Annotated in this window: 18 protein-coding genes and 2 pseudogenes; 10 read left to right on the top strand and 10 right to left on the bottom strand. The window is 66.8% G+C overall.

The window, feature by feature from the left end; all coding sequences use genetic code 11:
• The first annotated feature begins 688 nt into the window (after positions 1-688).
• Together ACWDXC_RS44145 and ACWDXC_RS44150 are read left to right on the top strand one after the other, a co-directional pair.
• Positions 689-9,427 (top strand): DNRLRE domain-containing protein, encoded by an 8,739-nt coding sequence (locus tag ACWDXC_RS44145; protein ID WP_449992960.1) that lies wholly within the window; start codon positions 689-691, stop codon positions 9,425-9,427.
• Between the two features lie 376 nt (positions 9,428-9,803).
• Entirely contained in the window at positions 9,804-10,316 is a 513-nt protein-coding gene (locus tag ACWDXC_RS44150) for a hypothetical protein (RefSeq protein ID WP_449992962.1), read from the top strand.
• A 524-nt stretch (positions 10,317-10,840) separates the two neighbouring features.
• Here ACWDXC_RS44150 and ACWDXC_RS44155 read toward each other — a convergent pair.
• On the bottom strand, positions 10,841-11,323 hold the full coding sequence (locus ACWDXC_RS44155; RefSeq protein ID WP_449992964.1) for a hypothetical protein: 483 nt from the start codon (positions 11,321-11,323) through the stop codon (positions 10,841-10,843).
• Positions 11,324-11,705: 382 nt separating this feature from the next.
• On the opposite strand from ACWDXC_RS44155, the gene ACWDXC_RS44160 reads away from it, so the two are divergent.
• Positions 11,706-12,671: an IS481 family transposase gene (locus ACWDXC_RS44160; RefSeq protein ID WP_449992966.1), complete on the top strand. Its 966-nt coding sequence runs from the start codon at positions 11,706-11,708 to the stop codon at positions 12,669-12,671.
• A gap of 189 nt (positions 12,672-12,860) precedes the next feature.
• Here ACWDXC_RS44160 and ACWDXC_RS44165 read toward each other — a convergent pair whose 3' ends face one another.
• Both ACWDXC_RS44165 and ACWDXC_RS44170 read right to left on the bottom strand, forming a co-directional pair.
• Positions 12,861-13,733: an oxidoreductase gene (locus tag ACWDXC_RS44165; RefSeq protein ID WP_449992968.1), complete on the bottom strand. Its 873-nt coding sequence runs from the start codon at positions 13,731-13,733 to the stop codon at positions 12,861-12,863.
• A 70-nt stretch (positions 13,734-13,803) separates the two neighbouring features.
• A complete protein-coding gene (locus ACWDXC_RS44170; RefSeq protein ID WP_449992970.1) occupies positions 13,804-14,556 on the bottom strand; it encodes an alpha/beta fold hydrolase in 753 nt (250 codons plus the stop codon).
• Positions 14,557-14,651: 95 nt separating this feature from the next.
• Between ACWDXC_RS44170 and ACWDXC_RS44175 the strand changes: the two genes are divergently transcribed.
• Positions 14,652-15,575 carry a LysR family transcriptional regulator gene (locus ACWDXC_RS44175; RefSeq protein WP_449992972.1) on the top strand — a complete coding sequence of 308 codons (924 nt, stop codon included), beginning with the start codon at positions 14,652-14,654 and terminating at the stop codon, positions 15,573-15,575.
• A 59-nt stretch (positions 15,576-15,634) separates the two neighbouring features.
• On the opposite strand, the gene ACWDXC_RS44180 is transcribed toward ACWDXC_RS44175, so the two are convergent.
• The 5 genes and pseudogenes from ACWDXC_RS44180 to ACWDXC_RS44200 form a co-directional block, all read right to left on the bottom strand.
• A complete protein-coding gene (locus ACWDXC_RS44180) occupies positions 15,635-15,955 on the bottom strand; it encodes a GNAT family N-acetyltransferase (protein ID WP_449993009.1) in 321 nt (106 codons plus the stop codon).
• 77 nt (positions 15,956-16,032) lie between these two features.
• The gene (locus ACWDXC_RS44185) at positions 16,033-16,380 is read right to left on the bottom strand and encodes a peptidase inhibitor family I36 protein (protein ID WP_449992974.1); all 348 of its coding nucleotides are present in this window, start codon (positions 16,378-16,380) and stop codon (positions 16,033-16,035) included.
• Positions 16,381-16,630: 250 nt separating this feature from the next.
• Positions 16,631-17,155 carry a tyrosine-type recombinase/integrase gene (locus ACWDXC_RS44190; protein ID WP_449992976.1) on the bottom strand — a complete coding sequence of 175 codons (525 nt, stop codon included), beginning with the start codon at positions 17,153-17,155 and terminating at the stop codon, positions 16,631-16,633.
• A pseudogene (locus tag ACWDXC_RS44195) lies at positions 17,110-18,072 on the bottom strand (DUF4158 domain-containing protein); the annotation flags it as partial. The gene ACWDXC_RS44190 and the pseudogene ACWDXC_RS44195, both read right to left, overlap by 46 nt.
• Before the next feature lie 300 nt (positions 18,073-18,372).
• Positions 18,373-18,729, bottom strand: coding sequence for a hypothetical protein (locus tag ACWDXC_RS44200; protein WP_449992978.1), 357 nt, complete (start codon positions 18,727-18,729; stop codon positions 18,373-18,375).
• Between ACWDXC_RS44200 and ACWDXC_RS44205 the strand changes: the two genes are divergently transcribed.
• The 4 genes from ACWDXC_RS44205 (at position 18,728) to ACWDXC_RS44220 (ending at position 21,986) form a co-directional block, all read left to right on the top strand.
• Positions 18,728-18,964, top strand: coding sequence for a hypothetical protein (locus ACWDXC_RS44205; RefSeq protein ID WP_449992980.1), 237 nt, complete (start codon positions 18,728-18,730; stop codon positions 18,962-18,964). The genes ACWDXC_RS44200 and ACWDXC_RS44205 overlap by 2 nt on opposite strands.
• A 208-nt stretch (positions 18,965-19,172) precedes the next feature.
• Positions 19,173-19,472, top strand: coding sequence for a hypothetical protein (locus ACWDXC_RS44210; RefSeq protein WP_449992982.1), 300 nt, complete (start codon positions 19,173-19,175; stop codon positions 19,470-19,472).
• Positions 19,469-19,840: a hypothetical protein gene (locus tag ACWDXC_RS44215; protein WP_449992984.1), complete on the top strand. Its 372-nt coding sequence runs from the start codon at positions 19,469-19,471 to the stop codon at positions 19,838-19,840. The genes ACWDXC_RS44210 and ACWDXC_RS44215 overlap by 4 nt, the downstream gene beginning before the upstream one ends.
• Before the next feature lie 259 nt (positions 19,841-20,099).
• Complete coding sequence (locus tag ACWDXC_RS44220) at positions 20,100-21,986, top strand: NACHT domain-containing protein (RefSeq protein WP_449992986.1); 1,887 nt, start codon at positions 20,100-20,102, stop codon at positions 21,984-21,986.
• 571 nt (positions 21,987-22,557) lie between these two features.
• Here the strand turns inward: ACWDXC_RS44220 and ACWDXC_RS44225 are convergent.
• Both ACWDXC_RS44225 and ACWDXC_RS44230 read right to left on the bottom strand, forming a co-directional pair.
• Positions 22,558-22,935, bottom strand: a pseudogene (locus ACWDXC_RS44225) (helix-turn-helix domain-containing protein); the annotation flags it as partial.
• Positions 22,936-23,150: 215 nt separating this feature from the next.
• Positions 23,151-24,056 (bottom strand): aldo/keto reductase, encoded by a 906-nt coding sequence (locus tag ACWDXC_RS44230; protein WP_449992988.1) that lies wholly within the window; start codon positions 24,054-24,056, stop codon positions 23,151-23,153.
• Positions 24,057-24,123: 67 nt separating this feature from the next.
• Between ACWDXC_RS44230 and ACWDXC_RS44235 the strand changes: the two genes are divergently transcribed.
• Entirely contained in the window at positions 24,124-25,143 is a 1,020-nt protein-coding gene (locus tag ACWDXC_RS44235) for an ArsR/SmtB family transcription factor (RefSeq protein WP_449992990.1), read from the top strand.
• Between the two features lie 200 nt (positions 25,144-25,343).
• Positions 25,344-25,970, top strand: a complete 627-nt coding sequence (locus ACWDXC_RS44240) for a hypothetical protein (RefSeq protein WP_449992991.1) — start codon at positions 25,344-25,346, stop codon at positions 25,968-25,970.
• The last annotated feature ends 173 nt before the right edge of the window (positions 25,971-26,143 follow it).

The following is a 26,143-nucleotide window of genomic DNA, read 5'->3' on the forward strand; positions in this document are numbered from 1 at the left end:
GCTGCTGCCGGGGATGGTCAGCAGGATGGCGGCGAGAGCCAGGTGGACGAGGCCGGCCAGGACGGCGGCGGTTGTGAGGGATCGCGCCGTGCGACTGGATCGCTGGTCCGGCGGCGGGGCGTGGACGGTCACGAGAGCGTGTGCTGGATCGGCGCCACGTTCCACCTCCGGATCTTCAGACGGGCCGCATTGATCTAGACATGCGATGCGGGAGATCGTCAAGACGGTTGACGCGGCTTGTCGGATGGCAGATGACTTTGCGCAGGTCAGGCATGCTTACGGCCGCGCCTTCCGATTTGTCGGTTTGCTGTGAGTGCGCTGGGAGTCCTTTCCCGGCGCGATGGCGGTCGGTCAAGCGCGACCTGGCGCGTTCACGGACTGTTACGTGGGCGGCCAGGGCGCCAAAGCGGACTCGATCGAACCGATCATCGCAGATGGAAGCACTCCCGAACGGCTTATCGGTCGAGTGTTCGCATAGGGAGCCGGATCACATTCGGTGATCATTGACCGGTTGTGCCGGTTTATGGCGTGATTCGGGTGCTTTTGCTCTGCGGATCTTTAGGTCCTCTTTATGCGCGGCCTCCTCTCGGCGGTCGTGCGGGAGTGGAGTGCGCTCATGTCGCAGTCGTCCGATCAAAGTCCCGATCCTTTATGGCCGCGCCGGCGGCGTCGTGGCCGGTTACGGCGCGTGGTCGCCACAGTGGTCGCGTTCGTCCTGCTGGCTTCGCTGACGCCGCCGCCTCCCGCCGCGGCGCAGACGTACGTGGCGTCGTCGGCTGAGCCTGGGGCGATCAGCCGGTTCGCCTCCTGGCTGGGTGGCACGGTGGCGGGCTGGTTCGCCGAGGAGCCGAAGGGTGGGATGCGCCCCACCGGCAACGTCGTCCTGCCGGGCCGCGAAGGCACGGCCGCACCGCGGCAGGCGGCGCCGAAGCCGCCGGGCAAGCGGGTCAAGGAGCTGACCGGTAAGCGGTCGCGTTTCGCCAAGGTCTACGAGCTGGAGGACGGGCGGCTGCAGGCCGAGGTGTCGGCCGCTCCGGCGCACTACCTCGACGGCGACGGCGGCTGGCATCCGGTCGACACCCGGGTGGAGCAGGTGTCGCAGGACGGGTTCACGCACGGCAACGACAAGACGGGGTTCTCCTCCCGGTTCGGCGCCGGCTCGGATCGGCTCGTGCGGCTGACGCTGGGCGAGCGCCGGCTCACGCTCGGCGTGACCGGCCCGGCGCGCGAGGTGGCGCCGGAGGTGGACGGCTCCACGGTCACTTACCGAGGTGTGCTGGGTGAGGGCGCGGACCTGGTCTACGAGGTCACCGAGACCGGGGTGAAGGAGAACATCGTCCTGGCGCGTGCCCCGGCGGGCAGCCCGTCGTACGGCTTCACCCTCACCGTGTCCGACGGGTTGCGGGCCGAGGCTCAGGCTGACGGGTCGATCGACTTCGTGCCGCCCTCGGGCAAGACACCGGTGTTCACGATTCCGAAGCCGTTCATGATCGATGCGGCGGACGATCCGGCGTCACCGTACGGCAAGCGCTTCTCGTCCGCCGTCACGCAGAGCGTGACCCAGCAGGGCGACCAGGTGAGCATCACCATCACAGCGGACGCGGCCTGGCTGGCGGCGCCCGAGCGGGCCTGGCCGGTGACCATCGACCCGACCGTGGTCGTGGCTCCGGACGCGCAAACCTCCAGCGACGCGATGATCGTCTCCACCTCGGCAGGCGTGAACTTCGACTACGACCTGCGGCTCGGCGCCGGCCGGTCCGGCACCGCCGTGCACCGCGGGCTGATCCAGTTTCCGCAGGTGGCGACCGCGATCCCGCCGGGAGCGGTGCTGGACAAGGCCGAGCTGGGGCTCTACTACGACCAGGCGCTGGCCGGCAACAACACGCCGGTGGCGCTGGAAGCCCGGGCGGTCACCCAGGCATGGGACGCCTCCACCGTTACCTGGAGCTCGATCAACACCGCGATGGGCGCGGTGGCGGCCACCGCCACCTACCAGCCGGCACAGGCCAACATCTGGCACGCCTACACGATCACCGACCTGGCACGTGGCTGGATCAGCGGCACCGTGCCCAACCACGGCGTCATGGTCAAGGCCGTCAACGAGACGGTCGCAGCCGGTGGCCCCGTTTATGCGGCCGGGGACTGGGGCTCGGGCTTCCCGGAGAACCCGATGCCCAAGCTGACGCTCACCTACGGGATGCCGTCGGTGGAGCTCGGGCGGCCGCTGGTGGTGCACGCCACCGGCGCGGAGCTGGTGTGGAAGCCGTACGACGGGCCGGGCGAGGTGGCCGAATACCAGGTGCACCGCAGCACGGACGCGGCCTTCACCCCCTCGCCGGCCACGCTGGTGGCGCCGCTGCCGGGTGATGCGACCAGTTACACCGACACCTCCGCCACCCCGCGGACCCGGCCGACCTACCGGGTGGTCGCCGTCCGCGCCGACGGGCAGACGTCGGCGTCCGGCCCGATCACCGTGGGCCTGCCGAGCGCGGGCATCTCCTCGGCGACGATCCCGGCGACCATCGACACCACCCTGAGCAGCTGCCAGCCGAGCACAGGGCACGACCGGCTGGGCGAGCGGGCGAACCTGTCTGCGGGCTTCGGCGGCACCGCCTTGGGCAACACCCGGTCGCTGCTGAAGTTCGACACCTCCGTCATCCCGGCAGGGGTCAGGGATCTGTCGGCGGACGTGCGGGTGTTCCAGGTGGCGCACCGCGGCGGCGAGCCGACCATCCGCTTCCACCGGCTCACCCGCGGCTTCGACGAAGCGGCCGCGTCGTGGACGAACGCCGCGCCCGGCGTCCCGTGGACCGCGCCCGGCGGCGACTACGAGACCGCGCCGGTCGGCGAGGGCTTCATCCCGGCCCCGTGGGACTACGAGTACTCCAGCTGGTGGACGCTGGACGGGTTCAGCGACCTGGTCAAGCAGTGGATCAGCGACCCGGCCAGCAACCACGGCCTGCTGATGCGGGCCGAGCGCGAGGGCAGCAAAGCCTGTGCGACCAGCGGCGACGGCGCCTCGTTCACCTCCTCGGAGGCGGCCGAGCCGGAGGTGCGGCCGTGGCTGACGGTGGTCTACTCCGACCCGACGCTCACCTACCATGCCCCGGCCACCCCGGCCCGGATGGCCGGCGGTGAGCAGCAGAACGTCGAGGTGACCATCACCAACACCACGACCGAGACCTGGCCGGCGGCCACCACCCGGCTCGGCTACTTCTGGAAACTGCCGGACGGCACCGACGTCACCGGCGACACCCAGCAGTTCGCCGCGCTGCCGATCGACCTGGAGCCGCGCGACACGGTCACCGTGACGGCGCCGCTCAAGGCGCCGGTGCTCACCTCGGGCAACCTGGCCGACGCCGCCACGGTCGTGTGGGACCTTCAGGACACCGTCACCAACAACTGGAAGTCGGCCAGCCACCATCTGCCGCAGTTGCCGCAGCAGATCCGGGTCGATTCCCCCACCAGCGACCTGCTGGGGCTGGAGAAGTTCTACTCCTACACCGGCAAGAACACCGGCGCCGGGACGACCGCGCTGGTCAACCCGTACGCGGGCAACGTGGTGTGGGGTTACAACGCCTTCTCCAACCCGTCGCGGGGCGCGCAGACGTTCGTCCGGATGACGTACAACTCGCTGGACACCTCCGCCTCCTCCATGGGCTACGGCTGGAGTCTGCAGACCTCCACCCTGCAACGCCTCGGCTCGCAACTGCACCTGCACCCGCCCGGCCAGCCCTGGCCGTCGCAGGTGCGGCTGACCGACGGCGACGGCACCACGCACGTGTGGCTGCGCGACCCGCCTACCTGCACTTCCAACTGCGCATACAAGAACCCGCGCGGCGTGCACCTGTATCTGCAGAAGACCGGCTCGCCGGACCCGCTGCGGCAGTGGGTGTTCACCAAGCCGGACCGCACCCAGTTCTTCTTCGACGACGAGGGCTTCCAGTCGGCGATCGTCGACAAGAACGGCAACACCATGTCGTTCACCTACGAGCGGCGTAAGTCCAACAACAAGCCGACCAAGTTCCTGCAGTACATCACCGACGCGGCCGGCCGACGGACGCTGTCGCTGACGTACTACAAGAAGGGTCAGGACTACACCTACATCGGCGATGACGGCGCCGAGGTCGAAGCCACCAAGCTGACCAACCCGCACATCATCGACACCGTCGAATCGATCACGGACATCGCCGGCCGCAAGGTCACCTTCGCCTACACCGACAAGGGCCTGATGGCCAAGATGGTCGACGGCGCAGGCGACGCCAAGGCCAAGACGTTCCGGTTCGCCTACGACGCCACCCAGGGCAACAAGAACGTCAAGCTCGTCACCGTCACGGACCCGCGCGGCAACGTCACCGACCTGCAGTACTACGAGGCGCCGGTCGATCCCAAGGACAAGTGGAAGATCGAGACCCTCACCGACCGGCTGGACGGGGTCACCCGCTTCGACTACGTCGACCCGGACGGCCCGCAGGGCGGCGTCATCCACGCCACCGTCACCGATCCGCTGCAGCACCCCACCAGGTACGTGCTCGACGCGTACGGCCGGCCGACCACCATCACCAACGCCAAGAACGAGACCACCGCGCTGGAGTGGGACCCCGACCACAACGTCACCAAGCTGACCGAGGCCAACGGCGCGTACGCGACCTGGACGTTCGACCCGAAGACCGGCTACCCGCTGGAACTGCGCGACGCCGAGGCCAACCACAACGACACCCCGCCCACCACGCTCACGTACGCGACCGGTCTGAACGGCTACGTCGCCGACCTGACCGCGAAGACCTCGCCCGAGGGCCGCACATGGCAGTTCGGCTACGACGCCAACGGCAACCTGAAGACGGTCACTGACCCGCTCGGCGTCCAGTCGGCCACCGCTGGCGACTACACCACCACCTATGAGTACGACCCGCTAGGCCAGCTGATCAAGGCCGTCGACGCCAACGAGAACCCCACCACGTTCGGCGACTACCACGCCTCCGGCTACCCCGAGACGATCACCGACGCCTACCTCAAGACCACCAAGACCGTCTACGACGTACGCGGCAACGTGCTCTCGGTCACCGACGCCCTCGGCAAGACCACCACGCAGACCTACGACGTCTTCAAACGACCTCTCGAGTCGAAGGTCCCCAAGGACCAGGACGCCTCGCCTCCGGTGTTCATCGTCACCCCGGCCCCGGTCTACGACCCGAATGACAACATCACTGAGTCGACCGCCCCGAACGGCGCCGTCTCCACTGCCGTCTACGACGCCGCCGACCAGCTCATCGAGTCGATCCTGCCCAAGGACGCCACCGACGGCCCCGACCGCAAGGCCACCTTCACCTGGGACCTGGCCGGCAACCTCAAGACGCAGACCGAACCCAAGGGCAACCTCACCGCGCAGGCGGGTGACTTCGTCACCACCTACGTCTACGACCCGATCTACCAGCTGACCGACGTCCTCAACTCCGACCAGCACAAGATCACCAACACCTACGACAACGTCGGCAATGTCACCACGGTCGTCGACCCGCGCAAGAACGCCACCGCGGACGCCGCCGATTACACCGCGTCCTACACCTACGACCGCAACCACCGTGTCACCCGCACCAAGGACGCCGCCGGTCACGAGACGAGCGTCGCCTTCGACCTCGACGGGCTCGTCATCTCCCAGACCGACCAGGACGGCAACACCTCCCACACCGCCTACAACAAGCGCGGCGACGTCGTCGAGACGCGCGTCCCGCACGCCGAGACCGACGGCGTCATCAAGTACGTCACCACCAGGTTCGAATACGACGAGGTCGGCAACCAGACCAAGACCATCACCCCGCGCGGTGTGGAGACCGCCGACGACCCCGCCGACTTCGTCAACGAGACCACCTACGACAAGCTCAACCGGCCCGTCGAGCAGATCTACCCGTACGACCCCGACGACCCGGTCTACAACACCCCCGACAAGGTGCTCTACACCTACGACGCGGTGTCGCGGCTGACGGAGATCTCCCACCCGCCCTCGCACGGCCAGAGCGTCCGCAACGTCTCCACCATGTCCTACTGGGACAACGGCTGGTCCAAGACCACCACCGACCCGTGGGACATCAAGACCACCTACGACTACAACCAGCTCGGTCTGCAGACCAACCGCACCGTCACCAGCGCGGGCGGCTCGTCGCAGCGGGCCCTGGACTGGACCTACTACCCCGACGGCAAGCTCAAGACCCACTCCGACGACGGCGTCCCCCTCGGCCTCGACGTGGTGATGGGCGACAACTCCGACACCGGCCAGGTCACCACGGTCGGCTCCTGGACCACCAGAGGCGGCAGCTCGTCCTCCAACATCGCCGGCCCGCAGGCGAGCGCGGCCACCGGATTCGTCGGCTACGACTACGCCAGCGCCCCCGCCGGCACCGGCGCCTCCAGCTTCACCTGGAACCTGACCACCCCCACCGAGGGCAGCTACAAGGTGCAGGCCGCCTACCCGGCCGGCGCGACCGCCACCAACGCCACCTACACCGTCAAACACGCAGGCGGCCAGGCACAGGTCACCGTCGACCAGACCCAGAACCCAGGCACCTGGGTCGACCTCGGCACCTACACCTTCACCGCAGGTCTGGCCCACAGCGTCACCCTCACCGATGACGCCAACGGCACCGTCGTGGCCGACGCCGTCAAACTGGTGCGCGACAACAGCGGCGACACCGACACCGAAGCCAAGGACTTCGCCTACACCTACGACGCCAACGCCAACCTCACCCGGATCACCGACAACTCCCCCACCGCCAAGATCGACCTGTGGGACATCGCCTACACCAACCTCAACCAGATCGACCGCATCGTCGAAAAGCTCGACGGCACGGTCAAGAACACCACCACCTACGCCTACAACGAGAACAGCGCCGTCACCCAGCGCACCCACGACAAGACGCTGGCCACCTACCGCTACGACGTCCGTGACCTGGTCGACGAGGTCGTCAACAAGAAGACCGCCACCGACGCCAACCTCAAGACCACCCGCTACACCTACACCCCACGCGCCGAACGCCTGACCGAGACCAAGGCCAACGGCAACACCGTCACCTACGACTACTTCCTGTCCGGCGTCCTGCGGCATTCGATCGAGAAGAAGCCCAACGCCACCGTCGTCGCCGAACACACCCTCGGCTACCAGGGCAACCTGCACCGCAACCGCGACCACGCCAAGATCCAGAACGCCGACTCCCCCGGCGCCTACCTGGAACACGTCTACGCCTACACCTACGACCCCCGCGACCGCATCGCCAAGACCGTCAAAACCCCGGTCGCCGGCGGCACCGCGGAAACCGAGACCTACTCCCACGACGCCAACAGCAACGTCTGGGAAGAAGAAGTCCTCGGCAAGAAGACCACCTTCACTTACGACCGCAACCGCCTCATGACGTCGGTGTCCGGCGGGCAGACCTCGACCTACACCTACGACCCCTACGGCCGGCTGCGCACCATCCAGGGCGGCGGCAAGGTCTGGGAGAAATACACCTACGACGGCTTCGACCACGTCGTCAAACACGAGAAACTCGGCGGCGACGGCGTCACCGGCACCGTCACCAAATACACCTACGACCCGCTCGATCGCACCACCTCCAAGACGGAGAAGGAAGGCACCGCGGGCGCCAAGACCACCACCTACTCCTACCTCGGCCTGTCCGCCGAGGTCCTGGACGAAGAGGTGGCCGGCAAGCTCACCAAGTCCTTCCAATACTCGCCCTGGGGCGAGCGCCTGTCACAGGTGAAGGTCGCCGACGAAGGCCGCGAGGAGTCCTCCTACTACGGCTACAACCCGCACACCGACGTCGAGCAGATCACCAGCGAGACCGGCGACACCCGCGCCACCTACGGCTACACCGCCTACGGCAAGAACGACGACAAGCTCTTCACCGGCGTCGACAAGCCTGACCCCGTCGACCCCACCGCCAAGGAGGAGTACAACCCCTACCGCTTCAACGCCAAGCGCTGGGACAACTCCACCGGCATGTACGACATGGGGTTCCGCGACTACAACCCCGGCCTCAACCGCTTCCTCCTGCGCGACACCTACAACGGCGCCCTCAACGACCTCTCCCTCGGCACCGACCCCTGGACTTCCAACCGCTACGCCTTCACCGGCGGCAACCCCATCACCGGCATCGAACTCGACGGCCACAGGGTCGATGGGTGTGGAGACGGCTCCGGGCGGATGGAGTGCGCACCCACGCTCCAGCAGAAGGTCGACTCCGGGACTGCTAGTCCAGCGGACGTGTCAGAGTATTCCTCGAATACCCACATCAGCAACCTCAACGAGACCGACAAAACTAGAGCGACGCTGAGTGCTATCGGTCAAAAAGATCCGGACACTGTTAACAAGTGGACTAAAGCACACCGAGACGGCACTGCAGACAAGGTGATTGAAGCCGTCAAGGAAATCGCATACGGCGACGCCAAGAGGTGCTTGCAAGGCGATACCGGATCCTGCGCGTGGGCAGCCTACGACGCCTTCACCATGAAGCTCGGGACCGTTGCGCGGAAAGCCGGCGCAGCGCTCCTGGACAACCTCACCGCCTGCAAACACAGCTTCGTACCCGGAACCGAAGTGCTCATGGCCGATGGCACTCGCAAACCGATTGAGGACGTCAAGGTCGGCGATGAAGTTCTGGCAACCGATCCGGAAAGCGGGGAAACCAGATCAGAACGCGTCACGGCGGTTATGACCAGCAAAGGTGACAAGCGCCTTGTCCAGCTCAGCATCGACGCCGATGGTGACGTAGGCGACGATCGCGGCAGCATAATCGCGACGGATCATCATCCGTTCTGGGTGCCCGCGCTGAAAAAGTGGGTCAAGGCCGCTGACCTCAAGCCGGACATGTGGCTGCGTACGTCCGCAGGAACGTACGTCCAGGTCGAGGCGATCCGAAAGTGGACCGCTGTGCAGCGGGTCCACAACATGTCCGTCCAAGACCTGCACACCTACTACGTGCTGGCCGGTGCCACACCGATCCTGGTTCACAACTGCCCGCCAGCCTTCGTGACGAAGGCAATAGGCGAACTGCCGGTCAGGGGCAAGGGGTCTAAGACGAATGGGCGTATCTTCAGCCCCGACGGGACCGAGATCGGCCCCGCCATGCGTAGTGGAACAGGAGAAGTTGCGGATGCCATCAACAAGTACCTTGCGGACTCTCCGCTGATGGCAAATCCTCCCCGAGGCCCGCACCCGTCCGCCACTCACGTTGAAACCTGGTACGCGTGGTGGCTGAGGAATCCCAATAACACCGCCAAGAATGCGGTTGTGGTGATCAACAATCAAGGTGGAGTGTGCGGAGCACCCTTCGGATGCATGAAGGCGGTGGAAGCAATTCTTCCCCGAGGCAAAACCATGGAAGTGTGGTATCCAGGAGCAACGGAGGCCGTCACTTTTGTCGGGCTAGGGTAGTTCCGTACCCTAACTCGGCCATCCATAGCGCAGCGCCCACGGCTACCGGCGCCCGCTCGGACCACGTATGGTAAAGCCTGATCAAGCAGGCAGCCAACCTTCGGCCATAGGCGCGCCCGGGGCTGTTCACATCCCCGGGCGTGCCACGCGTCAGTAGCGATGAATATACCGTTCCCATGCGGAACACCTTCTCGGGCTTGCGGCGTCGATCAAGCCCCCAGCGGCCGATTGGGCGCCGGAGGCTGCCATTGCGGAAACAAGGTTTCGGGGTGGTGGCGCATTCATATATCAGCACCGTTTGATGCGGCGAAGTTGGCATGAGCCTGAATGAGTGATTGGATCAGCTCAGTGACACAGAATGAGAGGATTGTGCGCCATGGGAATCTGGGACGTCAAGAAGGACGAAGAGCGGCAGCAGTGGACCTACACCCCGCTCGTCGGCGTGGGACCGCTGCGGTTCGGAATGAGCTACCAGGAGATAATCGACGCCCTCGATCCTTTCGTACAGACGGGCGGCGTCGGGTCTGACGACGCACCCACTGCTCGGCGGTACCCGGAGTTGGGTGTAACCGTGTACTACGAAGACGACATCAGCCTGGCCGGAGTGGCGATCGATGCACTCATCGGTCCACAGGTGCTTCTAGACGGCACGGCTCTGGTCGCACAGGTGCCCTCTGTGATGGAGAAGTGGTTGTGGGAGTACGGGCAAACGCACGGATGTGAGATCCAGTATATCCATGACGGAAATCCGTCATCACCGGATCTGGGCCTAATCTTGCGCGTGCAACGAGCAGGGGACATCCTCCTCACCCGGCCGCTTCTCCTCTTGCGCGATTGGGCGCTGGAACCATGGGGATCCGTTCCCGCATACGAGTGGACAAGTTGGTGATCTAGCTGCCCGAAGGCCGTGCCGGGGCGACTGGACGGGTTATGCCGCGGTAACAATTGGTTCGCGACGGAGCACGAGATTTAAATCGTCGGAAATTCCCTACGCCGCGGGTATCGGATCTGGAGTAGCACTGCCTTCTACCGGCAGGGCCCTTCCTCAGGAGCTGTTAGGGGCGGTAGGCTTGCTCGCCCTCATGATCAAGGTACGTGTTCACAGGAGGTAAGTCGACGTCTCCCTTCCAGGGCTTGGAACGAGTGGAATGGAGTCAATTCGAATGCATGGAAGGAGAACCGGGTAACCTTCCCGATCACATCAGAGCCTTGACCGCAAGCGATGCGACGGTCCGGGAGATGGCGCGCCAGGAGATCGAGTATTGTCCCATCGCTCAAGGCGCGCCCCCACGTGGCCGTCCCGGCGAACCCTGGCCACGCTCGCCGGCTCCATCCACCATGGCGGGTAGTTAAATCCACTCTGGGGTCTCGATGATTCATCATCGAGACCCCAGAGTGGATTTTCGCCTCTCATTACCAGGCAGGCTTCATCCACTGGATCCCCTGAATGGCATCCAGGTACTCAAGATGAGCGGGGCCTGTTGCGCCAACCTGGACTTCTGCGTAACCAGCCCTGTTGCCCCACGGAGCGTGGTCCTCCATGGCGGGGCCGATGTTAGCCACGAGCCCGTCCCCCATGAAAATTTGCTGCCTCGGGCGAGGCCAACTCCATTCTTTGAATGAGATTTTTTGCACAGGTGCCAAAATTTCTGGAAGCTTTGAATGCGCCACCTGGGCGCATGAGCGCCAGAAATTGGAACCATAGGCGGCCTCATGGACTGCGTTGTGAATCAGAAATTCCCTAAGAGATTCCGTTAGCTCTTCCCAGGGCTGATCAGGCTCTCTTTGGAGTACCTCGTGTGGAGGGTTTACTGTGAAAGCCCATTCGTGATCCCCATGATCCTCCATGAAGACGGCCGCGTATCCATCGGAGTGAATATTGATCGCAGAGATCATTTCCTTGATGGTGAGAAGTGCCGTGGGCCATTGTGACGACAGTTCGTGCCACTCCCTGAGAGGCGATGGTAGCCACGAGCATCTTGGGGGTAGTGGTTCGGGGGGATGCTCGGTGGTCCATGCCACTTGCTAAGAAATGTCGGCAAGGATCTCGTTAGGGTTGATCACAAGGGAATCCTGACACAGAGGGTGGCGTGCTGAGGTATCTGGGGGCGCCCTCAAACGATCAGTGCACCACCCGTGGGCTGATCCTGGTTGGCGAAACGTGGCCTAGCTGTACTTGGCCAAGATCTTGGTGACACGCGGTCGCGGGTGATTGATCACATAGAAGACCTCCGGGCGTAGTGGAGTTTGCCGACTTCACCACCACCCGGAGGTCTTGATGGGTCACGCTAACGCCCGGCTGACGTTTCATCGCAGATGCCTGCTGATCCGCCGTGTCGTGTTCGACGGCCGCCCGGTCGCGCATGTGGCCGCCGAACTCGGTGTCTCCCGCCAGTGCGGGCATCGGTGGGTGCGCCGCTTCCGCGCCGAAGGCTGGGACGGACTACGCGAACGCCGCAGCGGCCCCCGCTCCTGCCCGCGCCGCACCCCCGCCGCCACCGAGCAGCAAGTGCTGGCCGCCCGCGCCCAGCTGCGGACCGGACCCGACCACATCGCCCGGGCCACCGGAGTGCCGGCCAGGACCGTCACCCGCATCCTGCGCCGCCACGGCGTGCCCGTCCTGGCCAACTGCGACCCCCTCACCGGCACACCGATACGCACCACCCGCCACAGCACCCGCCGCTACGAACACCCCGCACCCGGCGACATGATCCACATCGACGTCAAGAAACTCGGCCGCATCCCCGACGGCGGCGGCTGGCGCGCACACGGCCGCAGCGAGCAGGTCCGCGGCCGCGGCATCGGCTACGACTACCTGCACACCGCCATCGACGACCACACCCGCCTGGCCTACGCCGAAGCCCTCACCGACGAGAAGGGCACCACCTGCGCCGCCTTCCTGACCCGCGCCGCCGCCTTCTTCGCCACCCACGGCATCGACCGCATCCACCGGGTACTGACCGACAACGCCAAGAACTACCGCATCAGCCGCGCATTCCAGCAAGCCTGCGCCGAACTGGGCGCACAGCAGAAGTTCACCCGCCCGCACTGCCCATGGACCAACGGCAAAGCAGAACGCTTCAACCGCACCCTGGCCACCGAATGGGCCTACCGCCAGCCCTACGCCAGCAACCAGCACCGCACGCAAGCCCTTGATCCCTGGCTCGAGCACTACAACACCACCCGGCCACACACAGCCCTCGGCGGCCGACCACCGATCAGCCGACTGACACCAAGTTCATGACCAAGTACACCCTAGCGTGGGCGCACCTCACCCTCTGTGACCTGCGGCGATCTTCTATCTTGCCCCGGGTGGCGCCAACCCGAGCGGGGAGTCGGACGCGTCCGATGGAAAGCGCTGTTTCATAGGTGTTCGCCTGTGAAACAGTCCGGAAGTCGTGAAGCCACTGCGCCAGGCAGTCAAACCGGCCGCTCAGCCGGTGGGCAGGGGAAACTTAATATCGGTGAGGAGTTCGGAGACCTCCCAGAGCTTGTGCGCGGTGTCGTCGTCGAGTGCTGCGCCAGACAGTTCTTCGAGGGCGGCGGGGCCGCGTACCCCGAACCGGCTGGGACCGGAGAAGCTGGCGCCGGGGACGTCGCCGACGGTGGCCAGCAGGGTCGGCCGGGCGCCGCCTTCGGGGCTTTGGGCCAGGAGCCGCGTTCCCAGCGCGAGGCTGCGGTCAAGGATGCGCCGGCCGGTGGTCATGGTGAATCCGGTGGCTGCCCAGCCGGGATGCGCCGCCGTGGCCAGGATCGGCGAGCCGGCCCTGTTCAGGCGGCGCTGCAGCTCTCGGGTGAACAGCAGGTTGGCCAGCTTGGTCTGTCCGTAGGCGCCGAACGGCCGGTAGGGCCGTCGTTGCCACTGCAGGTCCTCGAAGTCGATGTGCGCGCCGCGGTAATTGGTGGAGGACACGGTGATCACCCGCCTGGTGATCCGGCTCAGGAGCAGATTCGTCAATGCGAAGTGCCCGAGGTGGTTGACGCCGAGCTGGCTCTCGAAGCCGTCGGCGGTGTGCTGCAGGGTGTCGGTCATGGAACCGGCGTTGTTGATCAGATAGTCGATGGGGCCGTCCGTCGTGCGGGCGAACTCACGTACAGAGGCCAGCGATCCGAGGTCGAGCGGGCGTGACTCGGTGAGGCCGCCAATCTCGGCGGCGGCCGCGCGCCCGCGGGTCTGGTCGCGCACGGCGAGAATGACCCGTGCGCCCTTCGCCGCCAGCGCGGCGGCGGTGGCCTTGCCGATGCCGCTGCTGCCGCCGGTGATGATGACGGTCCGGCCGGTATGATCGGGGATGTGCATGGTCATGAGGTGACGACGATCTTTCCGTGATCGGGTTGCGCGGTGGTCAAGATCGATGGCTTCCGGAGGTGCCGCTTCACAGGCTGTCCCAGAAGTCCGACAGCATGCGGGCGGACCGGGCCGGGTCCTGCAGCATCCACCAGTGACCGAGCCCGTCGAGGTCGACGGCACGGGCGCCGGCGCGCTGGGCGGCGCGGTGGCGGAGAGCAACGCTGCCGGCAGTGAGGTCGTCGGTGGCCACAGGAACCAGACCGGGCCGGGCCGCTGCCGCTGCCAGCTCGCGCCCGCGTTCGGCCAGCATGTTCTCGGGCACCGAGCGGTACAGCGACAGAATGGCTCTGCCCATCTCGGGGCCCTGCCCGAGCGCCACCTGGCCGGCCGCCGGCTCAGGGATGCCCCACGAGATCATGCGCGCCGTCCGTTCCGCGGCGTCTCCCGAGAACGTGTCCTCGATGTGGCGTTCCCCGTCCCCCGGCGTCTGCCAGGTCTTTGCGATCTCATGCCACGTGAAGCCCGGTTCGTACCCGCCGATGGTGTCGCTGGTCCAGCTGCGTACCAGGTCGGGACGGGCCATCGCGACTTCCAGCACGTAACCGCCGCCGAAGTCGTGACCGACCAGGTCCACCGGGGTGCCCAGCTGCGACAGTTCGTCAATGAGCCAGTCCCGGTAGTCCAGGAAGGTGGCACCGAAGCCTGCCGGAAGTGCGGCGCCGAAGCCCGGAGGTGAGAGCCGGACGGCGTCCTGCTGCCGGGACTTGGGCAGTTCGCTGATCAGAGGGGTCCAGACCGCAGAGGTCACCGGGACGCCGTGGACAAAGACAATGGTCATGCCAGGTATGACACCACCGTGCCGGCGTAGGCGTCCAAGTCCTGTATTGCACCTCGTGATGCAAGATCTGCATAACGGGGGACTAGCCTGAGGACATGCTTCCCGATCTGGACCTACGACTGGTCCGGTACTTCACGGTCGTCGCCGAGCAGCTGAACTTCGCCCGGGCGGCCGAGGAACTGCGTGTCGCCCAGCCTTCCCTGAGCCGCCAGATTCAGCGCCTGGAGAACACTCTCGGCGTGCGTCTGCTGGAACGCACCACCCAGGGCAGCCGCCTCACCGCCGCGGGCGCGGCCTTCCTGCCCCAGGCACAGCAACTGCTGCACGGCGCCCGGCAGGCGGTCCAGACCGCCCGGGCCGCGGCGCCGGCGCGCACGATCACCATCGGGTACGTCGACGATCTCGTCATCACCCCCGCTGTGCGCGACCTGCGCCATCGCTGTCCCGACGCCCACGTCCGCACTCGTCACCTCGGCTCGCAGGACGCCTCCGCGCTGCTGGAGCGGCAGGTCGACGTCCTGGTCACCCGTACGCCGCTGCCCATCCCGGCCGAGGATCTGGAGGTGACGGTCCTGTACTCCGAGGCCCGGGTCCTGCTCGTGCCCGCCTCGCACCGTCTCGCCGGGAGAGAGGCGGTCACGATCGACGACATCGCCGCAGAACCACTCGTGGGCTGCACCGGGATGGGCGTCGCATGGACCACCTTCTGGCGGCTCGAACCCCGATCGGGCAGCGAACCCGCCCCAGTGGGTCCTACCTTGGCCGAGACGTACGAGGACAAACTCGAGGCCATCACCGACGGCACCGCCATCGCCATCGTCCCGGCCGGCGACCGGCGCCACACCCTGCGCCCCGACCTGGTCACCGTCCCGCTCGACGGGATCGAGCCTTGCCAGGTCGTCGTAGCCACCCGGACCGCCGACACCAACCCACTCGTCACAGAGTTCGTGCGATCCGCGAAGGACCTCCTGGTCGGGCACATCACCAGCGGTGCGGCCCCTCCCGCCCATTCTGTCTAGTGTTGTCCCGCTGATGGGAGGGTTCCCGGGCGCGGTGTACGGGCGCACGGCGAACCCTGCTACCCGCCGCGGTGCACGCTGCCCGGCGGGAAACGGCGGAAGAAGAAGCGCTCGTCGGCACCGGGCAGGATGCTCAAATGCACGCCGAAGACCATCCACATGTCCATCGGCGCTCCGGCCTCCATCACGTCGAAGCCCTGGCGGCGGTAGAAGGCGCCGAGCCCGGGCGTGGGCGGCATCGCGCCGTACAGCAGCAGGTAGCCGCAGTGCACGTAAATCTGCCGGCAGCGCTTGAGCAGCGCCGCGCCGATCCCGCGGCGGCGTTCGATCTCGGCCACCGCCACCGCCTTGATCTTCGCTAGACCGATCGCGCCGAGCATCACCACCCGACGCTGCGCTTCGCGCCGATCGACGTCGTGCGATGTCCGGCTGGGCCAGGTACTTGGCCCGAGATTGGTCACCGCCAGGCGGCGATGGGAGGCTGGAGGGATGGCCTGTTCTCGCCGGCCGGGATGAACGCAACTGGCCGACTGGAGCAGTCGGCGTCGAGGTACAGCAGCCGCGAGAAGCGGGTGTTGTTGACGGCCGACTCCGCGTGGGCGTCGGGAGTCGCAATGCATGGACGCGAGCCGGGGACGGGGCGGACGACCTGCCGCTCGCCCTCGAACCCAGGCTCGGTCCAGAAGCAGACCGCATCGTCAGGGCAGCGGGGGCCGGCGGCGTGCAGGGTGCCGGCCGCGGCGGGCGTTGCGATGGTGAAGGTGGCACCGGCGGCGAGGACCGCAAGCAGAGTGAGGGAACGCATGGGGGTCTCCTATCGATCGTGGACTCCGTGATCTCACTACCCTCACTCTCTGTAATTACTAACACACCATGCGCATTCAACTTGGTGTGGTGAGGGCGGCGTAGGGGACTGCCGACGGGCCATGCCGGCCAGGCGGCAGGAGCTGAACGGCCTTCGAGGAGGCTGAGTGCAGGAACTGGTGGTAGTGACCTGGGGCTTCTTCGCCTGTTAGTGATCCGTGACGTGATGGCCCGGACCTCCTACAGCCCCGTCAAGGCGCGCCCGGTTGATCAGTGGGTACGGCGGCGGGCGCGAGGACCTCGGTGACCTTGGCGATGGCCTCAGGCCCGGGTTTGACGTAGCGCATGGCGGTGCGGGGGTTCTTGTGCCGGGTCTTGCCCATGATGAGCTGCAGCGGCACCTCGGCCTCGCCGAGGTGGGTGGCGGCGCTGTGGCGCAGCTGGTGCAGGTCGAGTCCGGCGTGCTGGTCCAGCAGGACGCGGGCGCGGTCATAGCCGAGGCGGGCGCGGCCGGTGTGCGGGCAGATGTCGGCGGCCGCCGGGCGGCGAGCGGGGACGGGGCGGCGTTCGGACAGGAACAGCGGGCCGTGCGTGCGGGTGCTGCCGTCGGGGAGCCGGAGGAGCCGGGGCAGCAGGTGGGCGGTGCCGCGCTCCCAGTACACCCATTCGATCGAGCCGCCCTTGGACCGGACCGGTGCCCGCCGGTGCTCCAGGTCGAGGTCCTCGACGTTCAGCGCCAGGATCTCAGCCGCTCTGGCCGCCGTTTCGTAGAGCATCCGCCACAGCGTCTTCTCGCGCAGCGGGATGTCGCGGCGGGACAGCAGCCGGTGGACGGTGGCCTGGGCGACCGCGCGGGTCTCGTCGACGTTCTCCTTGCGGCGTTCGGCCTCAGCCGGAACGGACGGGGCGGCCCAGTGCTTCTTGGCCTGGCACCAGAGCAGCCAGGCGGTGACGGCGGCGCGGTTGCGGTTCCAGGTCGCCGGCGCGCATCGGCCCCACAGCTCGGTGAGCGCGGCGCCGATCTCGGCGCCTTGGCCGCCAGCCCGTATCGGGCCAGCGCCCCGAGCTTGACCGCCGGCACCGGATCGGTGGCCACCCCTCCGGCGCCAAGCTGGGCGATCTCGGCCACCCGCCGCAGTTCGTCGGCCAGCACCCGGCCCGAGGCCTTGGTCGGTGCCGTCCGCAACCGCTCCAGCTCTGAGCGGCGCTTGCCGTCCGGCACCTCCAGCAGCCCCACCAGCGCGGCGCGCATCTCGGCCGGCAACCGGCCTGACAGCAGCGCGTGCAGCCGCTCGTTCTCCGCCCGCCGCACCTCGCCGATCATCCGCACCAGCACGGTCATGCCCGGCAGCAGAATGCGCTCCTTGAGCATGTGCACCTGGGCCCGGTCGAACAGCGCCCGAGGCCCCTCCGCCGAGGCCCACACCCGCGCCGCCACGTACTGGCGCACCTCGCTCTCGCACGAACCGAAGGCGCGATAGTCCAATAGCTCCCGGATCTCCCAGGCGTGCTCGTACACCGTCTGCTGCCGCTGCCCGTAGTCGGCCAAGTGCGCTGGATCCAGACCGAGCTGCTCGGCGACGAACGCCACCGTCTCCGGCGGAACGGCCAGCGGGTCGTCGGTCAGGAACACCCCCAGCATGCGCACCGTGCCCCACTGCACGGCCCAACCGAGTTTCGTGGCCGGACGCCGTTTCGAGGCAGCGCATCCAAGGCACTGCGATCCAGCCGGAAGAACTGCTCCAGCTCTGCGGCGGAGGGCTCCTCAGGGAAGCGGCCATAGCGGGCGATCTGCTCATCAGAGAGAAATTCGAACGGCATGGCCCAGGAACGTAAGCCCCGCGACCTGCCCAAACGAGGGCCGTCATCGAACCGGCATGAAGATCAACTCTCTACCGCTAATTTCTGCACTCAGCCTCCAACTAGTCGCTGTTGCAGCTGGTGGAATCTCCGATCATCTGACACGTCGCCTGCCGCCCGGCTGAGAGTGCGATCAGGGAGTGGAGGAAGCCGCCTCGCGTTCGGCCAGGTACTTGTCGAGGAGGCTGAACAGGGTGTTGATGACGAGTTCTTCCTGATCGGCGGAGAGCTCCCAGTGGTCCCAGGTGGCGAGAGCGATGTGGCGCACCTGTCCCGACCAGTGGTGACTACAGGCCTCACCACGGCGGGCGATGAGCCATTCCGTCCACCCCTGCAGGCCGGGTCCACCGTGGCGCTTGGCGTGCTGGTCATAGCCTTCAAGGAAAGCCTCCAGACCTGCCAGTCGACCGCCGATGACGAACATCCCTGGGCGGCGCCTGACGGTGGCGAAGTACTCGCGCTCGCTCATCTGGGTAAGGGGCGTGGTCATGATCGATGTTCTCACCGGCGTCGCTGCGCCCGCGTGCCTCCTGAGGCGCTCACCTGATGGCAGAACAGCCGGGATCCGGCGACGCGACGCTGGTAACGCATGCAGCGCAGCAGGTCGGGGCTATATCCGCCCGATTCTCCGCGAGCACGACGGGGACCCCTACGAGGCTGAGAGCGGCGCCGAAGCCATCGCCAAGGCCCGCCAGGTCGTGGCACTGCGCCGCCGTATCCACTGATCAGCCCTGCGGCTGCTCACCGGGGCTGGGTGAGTGCCGGGCCCACGTCGCTGAGCACGACCCCCGGCCGGCGAAGCGCCAGGCGAAGTGTTTCTGGTGCACTCCGCCTGTATCCGTACGGTGCGAACGCGGGTCAGCGGAGGACGATTCACCTCCATACTGGGCACGCAGTGGGATCATCGTGACAGATGACACCTGAGGGGGGACTTTGCCTGACAGCCGCCACAAGTACCTCTACGAGCGCCTCGGGGATCACGATTTCCAGCAACTCATCGGGGCGCTGCTTTCCGAGCGCTTCCCAGATTTTGTCCCGCTACCTCTGCGGCAGGCCGACGGAGGCCGTGATGGAGTCCGAAGCGCACCCGAGAAACGGCTGATCTATCAGGTTAAATGGTCTGCCACAGGCACCGAGAAGGACCCCGTTGCGTGGCTGGACGCAACAATCACTCAGGAAGCCGAGAACATCAGGCGGCTCGCGGCCGAGGGCGCGAAAAGTACATCATCGTGACGAATGTCCCGAGTACCGGCAGACCCAGAACTGGGACGTTCGACAAGCTTAACGAGAGGTTAGCCGCCCACTCGAAGGCCTTCGGCCTCGACATGAGCGCTTTGTGGCGCGAGGCGATCAACCCGATGGTTGATGCGGCATCGACCGAGCCCAAGTGGGCCTATGCCGACATGCTCGCAGGATGGGATCTCATCCGCTATCTCCTCAGTGAGGAGGCAGCAGCCAAACGTGATTCAGGCCTTCGCGACCTCCTTCGCAAGGTAGCCGCTGCACAGTGGGACGACGACGAGCGCGCGTCAAGTTCAGCCAAGTCGATTTGGACCGGGAACGCCTGGCCGACCTGTTCGTCGATGTGCCGGCGGACATGATCCACGTTCCCCGCCGAGCACAAGGGTTGGCAGCTGACACCCAGCGACTGGGCGGCGCCGCCTCCTACATCATCGGAAAGTCGCCCTACCCGTTCACTCTCGTGCGGGGCGCGCCCGGCCAGGGCAAGTCCACGCTGGGGCAGATCGTCTGCCAGGCGTTCCGTGCCGCGTTCATGCCGGCACAGACACCCACGTCTGATCTGCCGGCGACCAGCAAGCCCAGATTTCCGCTCCGATTCGATCTCGCCGACTACGCGGCATGGATGCAAGGCCACGATGTCTTCGACAGTCCGAAGCCCTCACCCTCAAGAAGGGAAAGAAGCGGCCCACTCAGGAGGCGACCGTCGAGTGCTTCCTCGCCGCCCTGATGTCGCATCTGGCAGGGGGCACCTCGGTAGCAGCATCGGATGTACAGGACCTGTTCGACCGGGTGCCCAGCCTGATCGTTCTTGATGGCCTGGACGAGGTCGGTAGCATGGCGGCGCGCCGCCGCGTCGTGCGAGAGATCGATTTGTTCTGCTCCCGGAGCAGGGCGTACACCGTCGAACCCCGAGTGATTGTCACCTCACGTCCCAATTCCGCCGGTCTGCCAGAACCGGATGCGGACGTGTTCGAGGTCATCTCGCTGAGCCCCCTGGATCATGCTCTGCGCGACCAGTTCCTCCGCAAATGGTGCGCCGTCCACAACGTCCGAGGCAACGACAGCCGCACCCTGCGCCGCAACTTCAACGAAAGAACTCGCGAGCCCTACATCGGCGAACTCGCCGGCAATCCGATGCAGCTGACCATCCTGCTCTACCTGCTGCGCCAGCACGGGGACGCGACACCAAGCCAACGCACCGAACTGTACGCCGCGTACATGAATCTGCTCCTGGCTCGGGAGGCGAACAAGCACCCTGAGACGGTCCGGAAATATCGGACAGAACTCATGGAGATCGTCCCGTTCCTCGGCTGGTACGTCCAGTCCCGAGCCGAGGAAGACGGCCATAGCGGGCGTATGGCGCGCGATGAGGTCGAGGCCGCGATGAAGCACTTCCAGCGGACCTACGGCAAGCCTGAGAACGTGGTGGACGAGCTCTTCGAGGCCGCGACCGACCGACTGTGGGCCCTGACGGGCAAGGAACAGGAGACCTACGAGTTCGAAGTGCAATCGCTGCGGGAGTACTTCGCGGCGCGATATCTGTACTGGTACGCCGGCGAGGGCGCCCCCGGCTTCGACCGCACGCTCGTCTTCCGTGAACTGCTGCGACGGCCCTACTGGTTCAACACCGCCCGCTTCAACACCGCCCGCTTCTACGGCGGCCACGCGACGGGCTCCGACCTCTATGTGCTGCAGGCGGGGATCACCCACGAACTGGCCGACAATCCCTCCAAGCACGTTCGCGTGGCATCGTGGAGCCTCATCACCGACGGCGTGTTCAACAGCCGGCCGCTGGAAGCCGCCGCGATCGTGGACGCGCTGACCGACGACCATGGCAGCAAGCTCCTGCTGGAGGCGCTCGACGACAGAGCGATAGCAACACTTCCGGAACCGTCGCACGCCGGCAGGGTCTGGGAGCGCCTCACCCAAGCCATCGCCGCAGTCCCCGCACACCCCAATAATCACATTCGCATACGCGTCCTCCTCGACCTGCTCGGGCAACGACGCCAGTTCGCCCGCTGGTGGATTGACCGGCTTACCCAGGCGATCGGCACCGAAGACGAGATCGCCTGGTTGAGGCTCGGCGCGGCCTGCGAAGTCATCGCCGGTGATGTCATCGACATCCCCGGCCTTTCCGCCGAGGACGGTGAGCGGGCCCAGATGATCCTCAACACCGGGGGCCTGCCCCAACAAGGCAGCCTCCTTGAGGAGCAACTCCGCCGGGCCGTACTCGACGGCCAATGCACCGAGACGACCTCGGTGCGCTCGGAACTTGCACGGATCACGGTAGCCCTCAGCCCCGCCGAGTTCTACTCCTTCGGCACCCGTCCCAAGACCCAGACGCCGAAAGCGTCCTCCCAAGATCGTCGCTCACAGGCCATCCAGCTCCTACGCAAGTCGGGCTCGGCCCTTGCCGACGTCGCGAGCTTCCGACGATTCCAGCGAGGCGAGAAGGGCAGCACGTTCCCCTGGTCCAACGCCTCACCGCGCTGTTCCACGAGGTAGGCCGCTGCTGGCTCGTCACGGAGATCGCCATCATCGGTGCGGCCATGCCGCTTCTTGAGGGATATACGCGTGTGCCAGGTGCGCAAGCGCTGGGTGCCACTGGTCACCCAGCGGCGCTCATCGCACAAACCCGGGCCCATGCCCGTGACGCCACATGGTGGCGCGACCGGCTCAAAGCGTGCGACGACGACCACTCCCAGGCCGAGTGGGCCCTTGCACTCTGGGCGATCGCAGCAGGCGACACCATCGAGGAGCTCTTCAACGAGCTTGAGCAGTGTCTCGACCGGCTCCCGAACCGGCGGCGGCGCGCCCTCCGCATCGCGGCTCTTCGCCTCGGCGAAGCCGGGCTGCTTGCAGAGCGATCAGTGACAGCCACCACCGCCAGCGGCTTACTCGCGGAGATGCTGGCTGCCCGAGCCGGCCGCGCAGTCACACAGGGCAGTCCAGATTGGGTGGCTCCGGCAGCCGTTCAAGAGCGAGCACCACTCGCAGGCGTCGCCCGCACAGCGAAGTGGCTCAAGGTCGATCAGGCCCCACGGTATCGATAGGCAGATCAGCGGCCGCCGATCTCTCATAGTCCGATGCCGTGGAGCGGGTTGTCGTTCCATTTGTCGGCCTGGCGGATGTAGCCGGCGACGACGGGGGAGCCGTCGGCCCAGCGTCCATGGCGAGTGATCGCGGACATGGGCGCGCCGGCTTTGGCGGCGGAGGTGGCGCCGCCCGCGCGCAGGCCATGCGCGGTGTAGGCATCGGCCAGTTCTGGGCACGACCAGCGCGCCAGCGGCACCCCGGTCTCTGCCGGGAGTTGACAGGCCAGGGCCTTGGCCTCAGCGACCTGCACGGGCGTGAAGCGGGTCGGGCGCCCGCTGCGCCTGCGATCGGCCAGAGCCAGCAGACCGCCGCCGGCGAACCGGCCCCGCCAGGTGCGCACGGTGTCCACGTGCACCCCAACTTGGCAGCAATCCGCGCGTTGGACCTGCCCCGAGCCGCCAGGAGCACGATCTGCGACCGGACCCTGATCTGGTGCGGAGTCTTGTGACCGTAGGCCGCCTTCTTCAACCGGTGCCGCTCGGCGGCGGTCAGGGTTATGCGACGGGCGGCAGGAACTGGCAAGGCAGACAGGCCGATCAGCAGAAGTGGATCACAGCGCCATGTGGATCTTGCTCATGCTTCGTGGTGGAGTGCGTCCAGGGCGGTGAGTTCGTCCTCGGACAGGTGCAGGGAGCCGACGGCGACGTTCTGAGCGAGGTGGTCGAGGTCGCCGGTGCCGGGGATGGCCAGAACGTGGGAGCCTTGGTGCAGGGTCCACGCCAGCCGAATCTGGGCCGTGCTCACGCCGTGGGCGCGGGCAATGGCGACCACCTCCGGGTTGTCGTCGGTGGTCGCGCCGCCTTCGCGTCCGGTGCCGGCGATCGAATAGAACGGCACGAACGCGATGCCCTGTGCACCGCAGAGGTCCAAGAACTCCTTCTGCTCGGAGGATGCGCCGATGCCGTACATATTCTGGACGCAGACCACGGGCGCGATGGCCTGGGCCTCGGCGAGGTGGTGGGGGCGGATGTTGGACAGGCCCAGGTGGCGGATGAGTCCGGCCTCGCGCAGGTCGGCGAGTGCGCCGAAGCGTTCGGCGATGGAATCGGTGCCGACGATGCGCAGGTTCACCACGTCGAGGTGGTCGCGGCCGAGCTGACGCAGGTTCTCCTCGACCTGGCCGCGCAATTGCTCGGGGGTGGCATGCGGTAGCCACTGGCCCGAGGGATCGCGGCCCGGTCCGACCTTCGTGGTGATGACGAGGCCGTCTCCGTAGGGGGCCAAAGCACGGTTGATCAGTTCGTTGGCGGAGCGCAGCGGCGAGAAGTAGAACGCGGCGGTGTCGATGTGGTTCACGCCGAGCTCGACCGCGCGGCGCAGCACACGGATCGCCTGGTCACGGTCGCGTGGGACGGCGTCGAGCGCGAACGCCTTTCCGCGCTGGGGCAGGCGCATCGCGCCGAATCCGATCCGGTTGACCGTCAGGTCGCCGAGTCTCCAGGTACCCGATGCCGTCGCGGTGATCGTCTGTGAGGTCATGGCGGGATGATCCCTGCACGGTAGGCTGGCGCGCCATTCATTCACGCATACCTGAATCTATTGAGGAGTGGTCGTCCTGGCAGAGTTGGCGTTCTCGGCGAGCGATCTGGCGCAGGTGCGGTTCGCCGTGTCGCCGATGTGGGAGATCGCGCCCAGCTTCCGGCTGCTGTTGTCCGCCGCCGCACATCCGGTCCACCGGGCCTGGGCCGACCAGGTACGCCCGCGTCTGGTAGCCTCCGGGCTGGACCGCGGCTGGCTCTCCGAGCTGATCACGCCCACCGGCGGCTACGTCCCCGACTTCCTCAACCCGGCCCCCGCCGGACCGGCCCCCACGCCGGCGGCAGAGTGGGCTGCGATCCTCGCCTCACCCGCCGACCGGGTACGCCAGGACCTCGACCACTTGGCCCGCCACCAGGGGCATCTCGGCCCCCGGCTGCGGGCCCTGCGCGCAGACCCACAGACCCGCCTGGCCAAGGTCACAGAAGAGATCGAAGCGTACTGGGAGCTGGCACTCGCCCCCTACTGGGCACGGATCCAGGCGGTGTTGGACACAGACATCCTCTACCGGGCTCGCATGATCGCCGAGCGCGGCGCGGGCCGTCTATTCAACGACCTGCACACCTCCGTGAGCTGGGACGACAGCGGGCTACGGCTGGCCGGCCGAAAGCAGCCGCTGACCCGTCACACGGCAGGTGTAGGACTGCTGTTGATCCCCTCGGCCTTCACTGGTCCAGGACTGCGCACCCGGACGACGCCTCTGGACCCGCCTCAGCTCGCCTATCCCGCGCGTGGTGTCGGCGCACTGTGGAAGACGCGGCCCGCGCCCCGGGCCGACGCTCTCGCCGCCGTACTGGGCCGCTCGCGGACCCTGTTGCTGATCGAACTGGAAACCCCGGCCTCTACCACGCAGCTGGCCCACCGCACCGGGCTGTCCCCGGCCGGGGTATCCCAATATCTAACCGCACTGCGCAACGCGGGCCTGGTCAGCGCCCACCGCGCCGGCCGCTCCGTCCTCTACGCCCGCACCACCACCGCCGAGACCCTCCTTCAAACTGCCTCGACTGAGGCTCCGAAAGTCAACCCCTGAAGGACTTCCGGAGCTGGCCACTTAGCCCTAGGCTCCCCGGTGGTCCCCCGGGTTTGGCCCGTCCTCCGCTTCCGTGAGGGCGGGCCGTTTTCGTGAGCGCACGTGCGGGGCTGAGAGTGCCGTACAGGGCCGCGCCCCTTGCCGGGGCGGGATGACTCCTGATGCGATGGTTGAGCCACGCCAAGTTACGGGAGCAGCGCATGAGGTTATGGGCGAAGATCCGGGAATGGATCGCGTTGACCCTGATCGGCGCAGCGGCCGGAATTCCGCTGGGGCTCCTGATCCGTAGCATCGCCTCAGGGTCGTGGGGTTACTTCCTGCCCGGCCTGGCGATCGGCTGCGCCTGTCTCGTGGCGGCAGTCATGGTCGCGCCCATGCCGGAGAGGCTGGCGGCAGCCGAGGTTCTCAAGGAGGCGCGAAGGTTCCCGGACGGCGCGGAGGTGGAGGTCCAGGGCAGCGACACGAGTCTGGTGATCCAACGCCGATGGACCTGGTGGGGGCCCCTCACGACCATCATCAAGACGTCCCAGAAGGGGTGGGACGAGGCGTTCGACGAGGTCCAGGCGGATCAGGGGATTTCCACGGTGCCCTTCACGGCGTACGAGATCTACCGATGGTGGGGACCCATGCAGCTCTCGGACAACATCACCGTGATGTCGTCGCGCGCCCGGCATCCATGGGCCGGGCAGGCGCGGACCAACAGGTGGGGAAGGTACCGGCGGGAGCTACGTAACCAGTGGTTCCAGGCGCGGACGGGGCAGATGCGGGTGACGGAGGCCGAGATGCGGTTCCTCGCTGAGGAACTGCGCCGAGGGAAGATCGCTTGATCCGGTTGTCGTATCAGTCGACCCGCGTGCGCGGGCTGAGAGCGCCGTAGAGCGCCGAACCTCCCGGGGCGGGCCAAGACGACTTCGGGAGGTCGAGTTGCCCCGCAGCCGGGCCGCCACCGCCACATTGCCGCCACGGCCGTCGCCCTCGGCGCAGGCCAGCACGATCCGCG

It is taken from the genome of Nonomuraea sp. NPDC003214, from assembly GCF_053590035.1.

Excerpts from the sequence above, each read along its gene's own strand:
- ACWDXC_RS44175 (WP_449992972.1), top strand. The coding sequence starts at position 14,652 with ATGCTTCCCGATCTGGACCTACGACTGGTCCGGTACTTCACGGTCGTC.
- ACWDXC_RS44170 (WP_449992970.1), bottom strand. The coding sequence starts at position 14,556 with ATGACCATTGTCTTTGTCCACGGCGTCCCGGTGACCTCTGCGGTCTGG.
- ACWDXC_RS44240 (WP_449992991.1), top strand. The coding sequence starts at position 25,344 with ATGAGGTTATGGGCGAAGATCCGGGAATGGATCGCGTTGACCCTGATC.
- ACWDXC_RS44205 (WP_449992980.1), top strand. The coding sequence starts at position 18,728 with ATGATCGATGTTCTCACCGGCGTCGCTGCGCCCGCGTGCCTCCTGAGG.
- ACWDXC_RS44220 (WP_449992986.1), top strand. The coding sequence starts at position 20,100 with ATGGATGCAAGGCCACGATGTCTTCGACAGTCCGAAGCCCTCACCCTC.
- ACWDXC_RS44155 (WP_449992964.1), bottom strand. The coding sequence starts at position 11,323 with ATGATCTCTGCGATCAATATTCACTCCGATGGATACGCGGCCGTCTTC.
- ACWDXC_RS44180 (WP_449993009.1), bottom strand. The coding sequence starts at position 15,955 with ATGCTCGGCGCGATCGGTCTAGCGAAGATCAAGGCGGTGGCGGTGGCC.
- ACWDXC_RS44190 (WP_449992976.1), bottom strand. The coding sequence starts at position 17,155 with ATGCTCTACGAAACGGCGGCCAGAGCGGCTGAGATCCTGGCGCTGAAC.
- ACWDXC_RS44165 (WP_449992968.1), bottom strand. The coding sequence starts at position 13,733 with ATGACCATGCACATCCCCGATCATACCGGCCGGACCGTCATCATCACC.
- ACWDXC_RS44160 (WP_449992966.1), top strand. The coding sequence starts at position 11,706 with ATGGGTCACGCTAACGCCCGGCTGACGTTTCATCGCAGATGCCTGCTG.
- ACWDXC_RS44200 (WP_449992978.1), bottom strand. The coding sequence starts at position 18,729 with ATGACCACGCCCCTTACCCAGATGAGCGAGCGCGAGTACTTCGCCACC.
- ACWDXC_RS44230 (WP_449992988.1), bottom strand. The coding sequence starts at position 24,056 with ATGACCTCACAGACGATCACCGCGACGGCATCGGGTACCTGGAGACTC.
- ACWDXC_RS44150 (WP_449992962.1), top strand. The coding sequence starts at position 9,804 with ATGGGAATCTGGGACGTCAAGAAGGACGAAGAGCGGCAGCAGTGGACC.
- ACWDXC_RS44185 (WP_449992974.1), bottom strand. The coding sequence starts at position 16,380 with ATGCGTTCCCTCACTCTGCTTGCGGTCCTCGCCGCCGGTGCCACCTTC.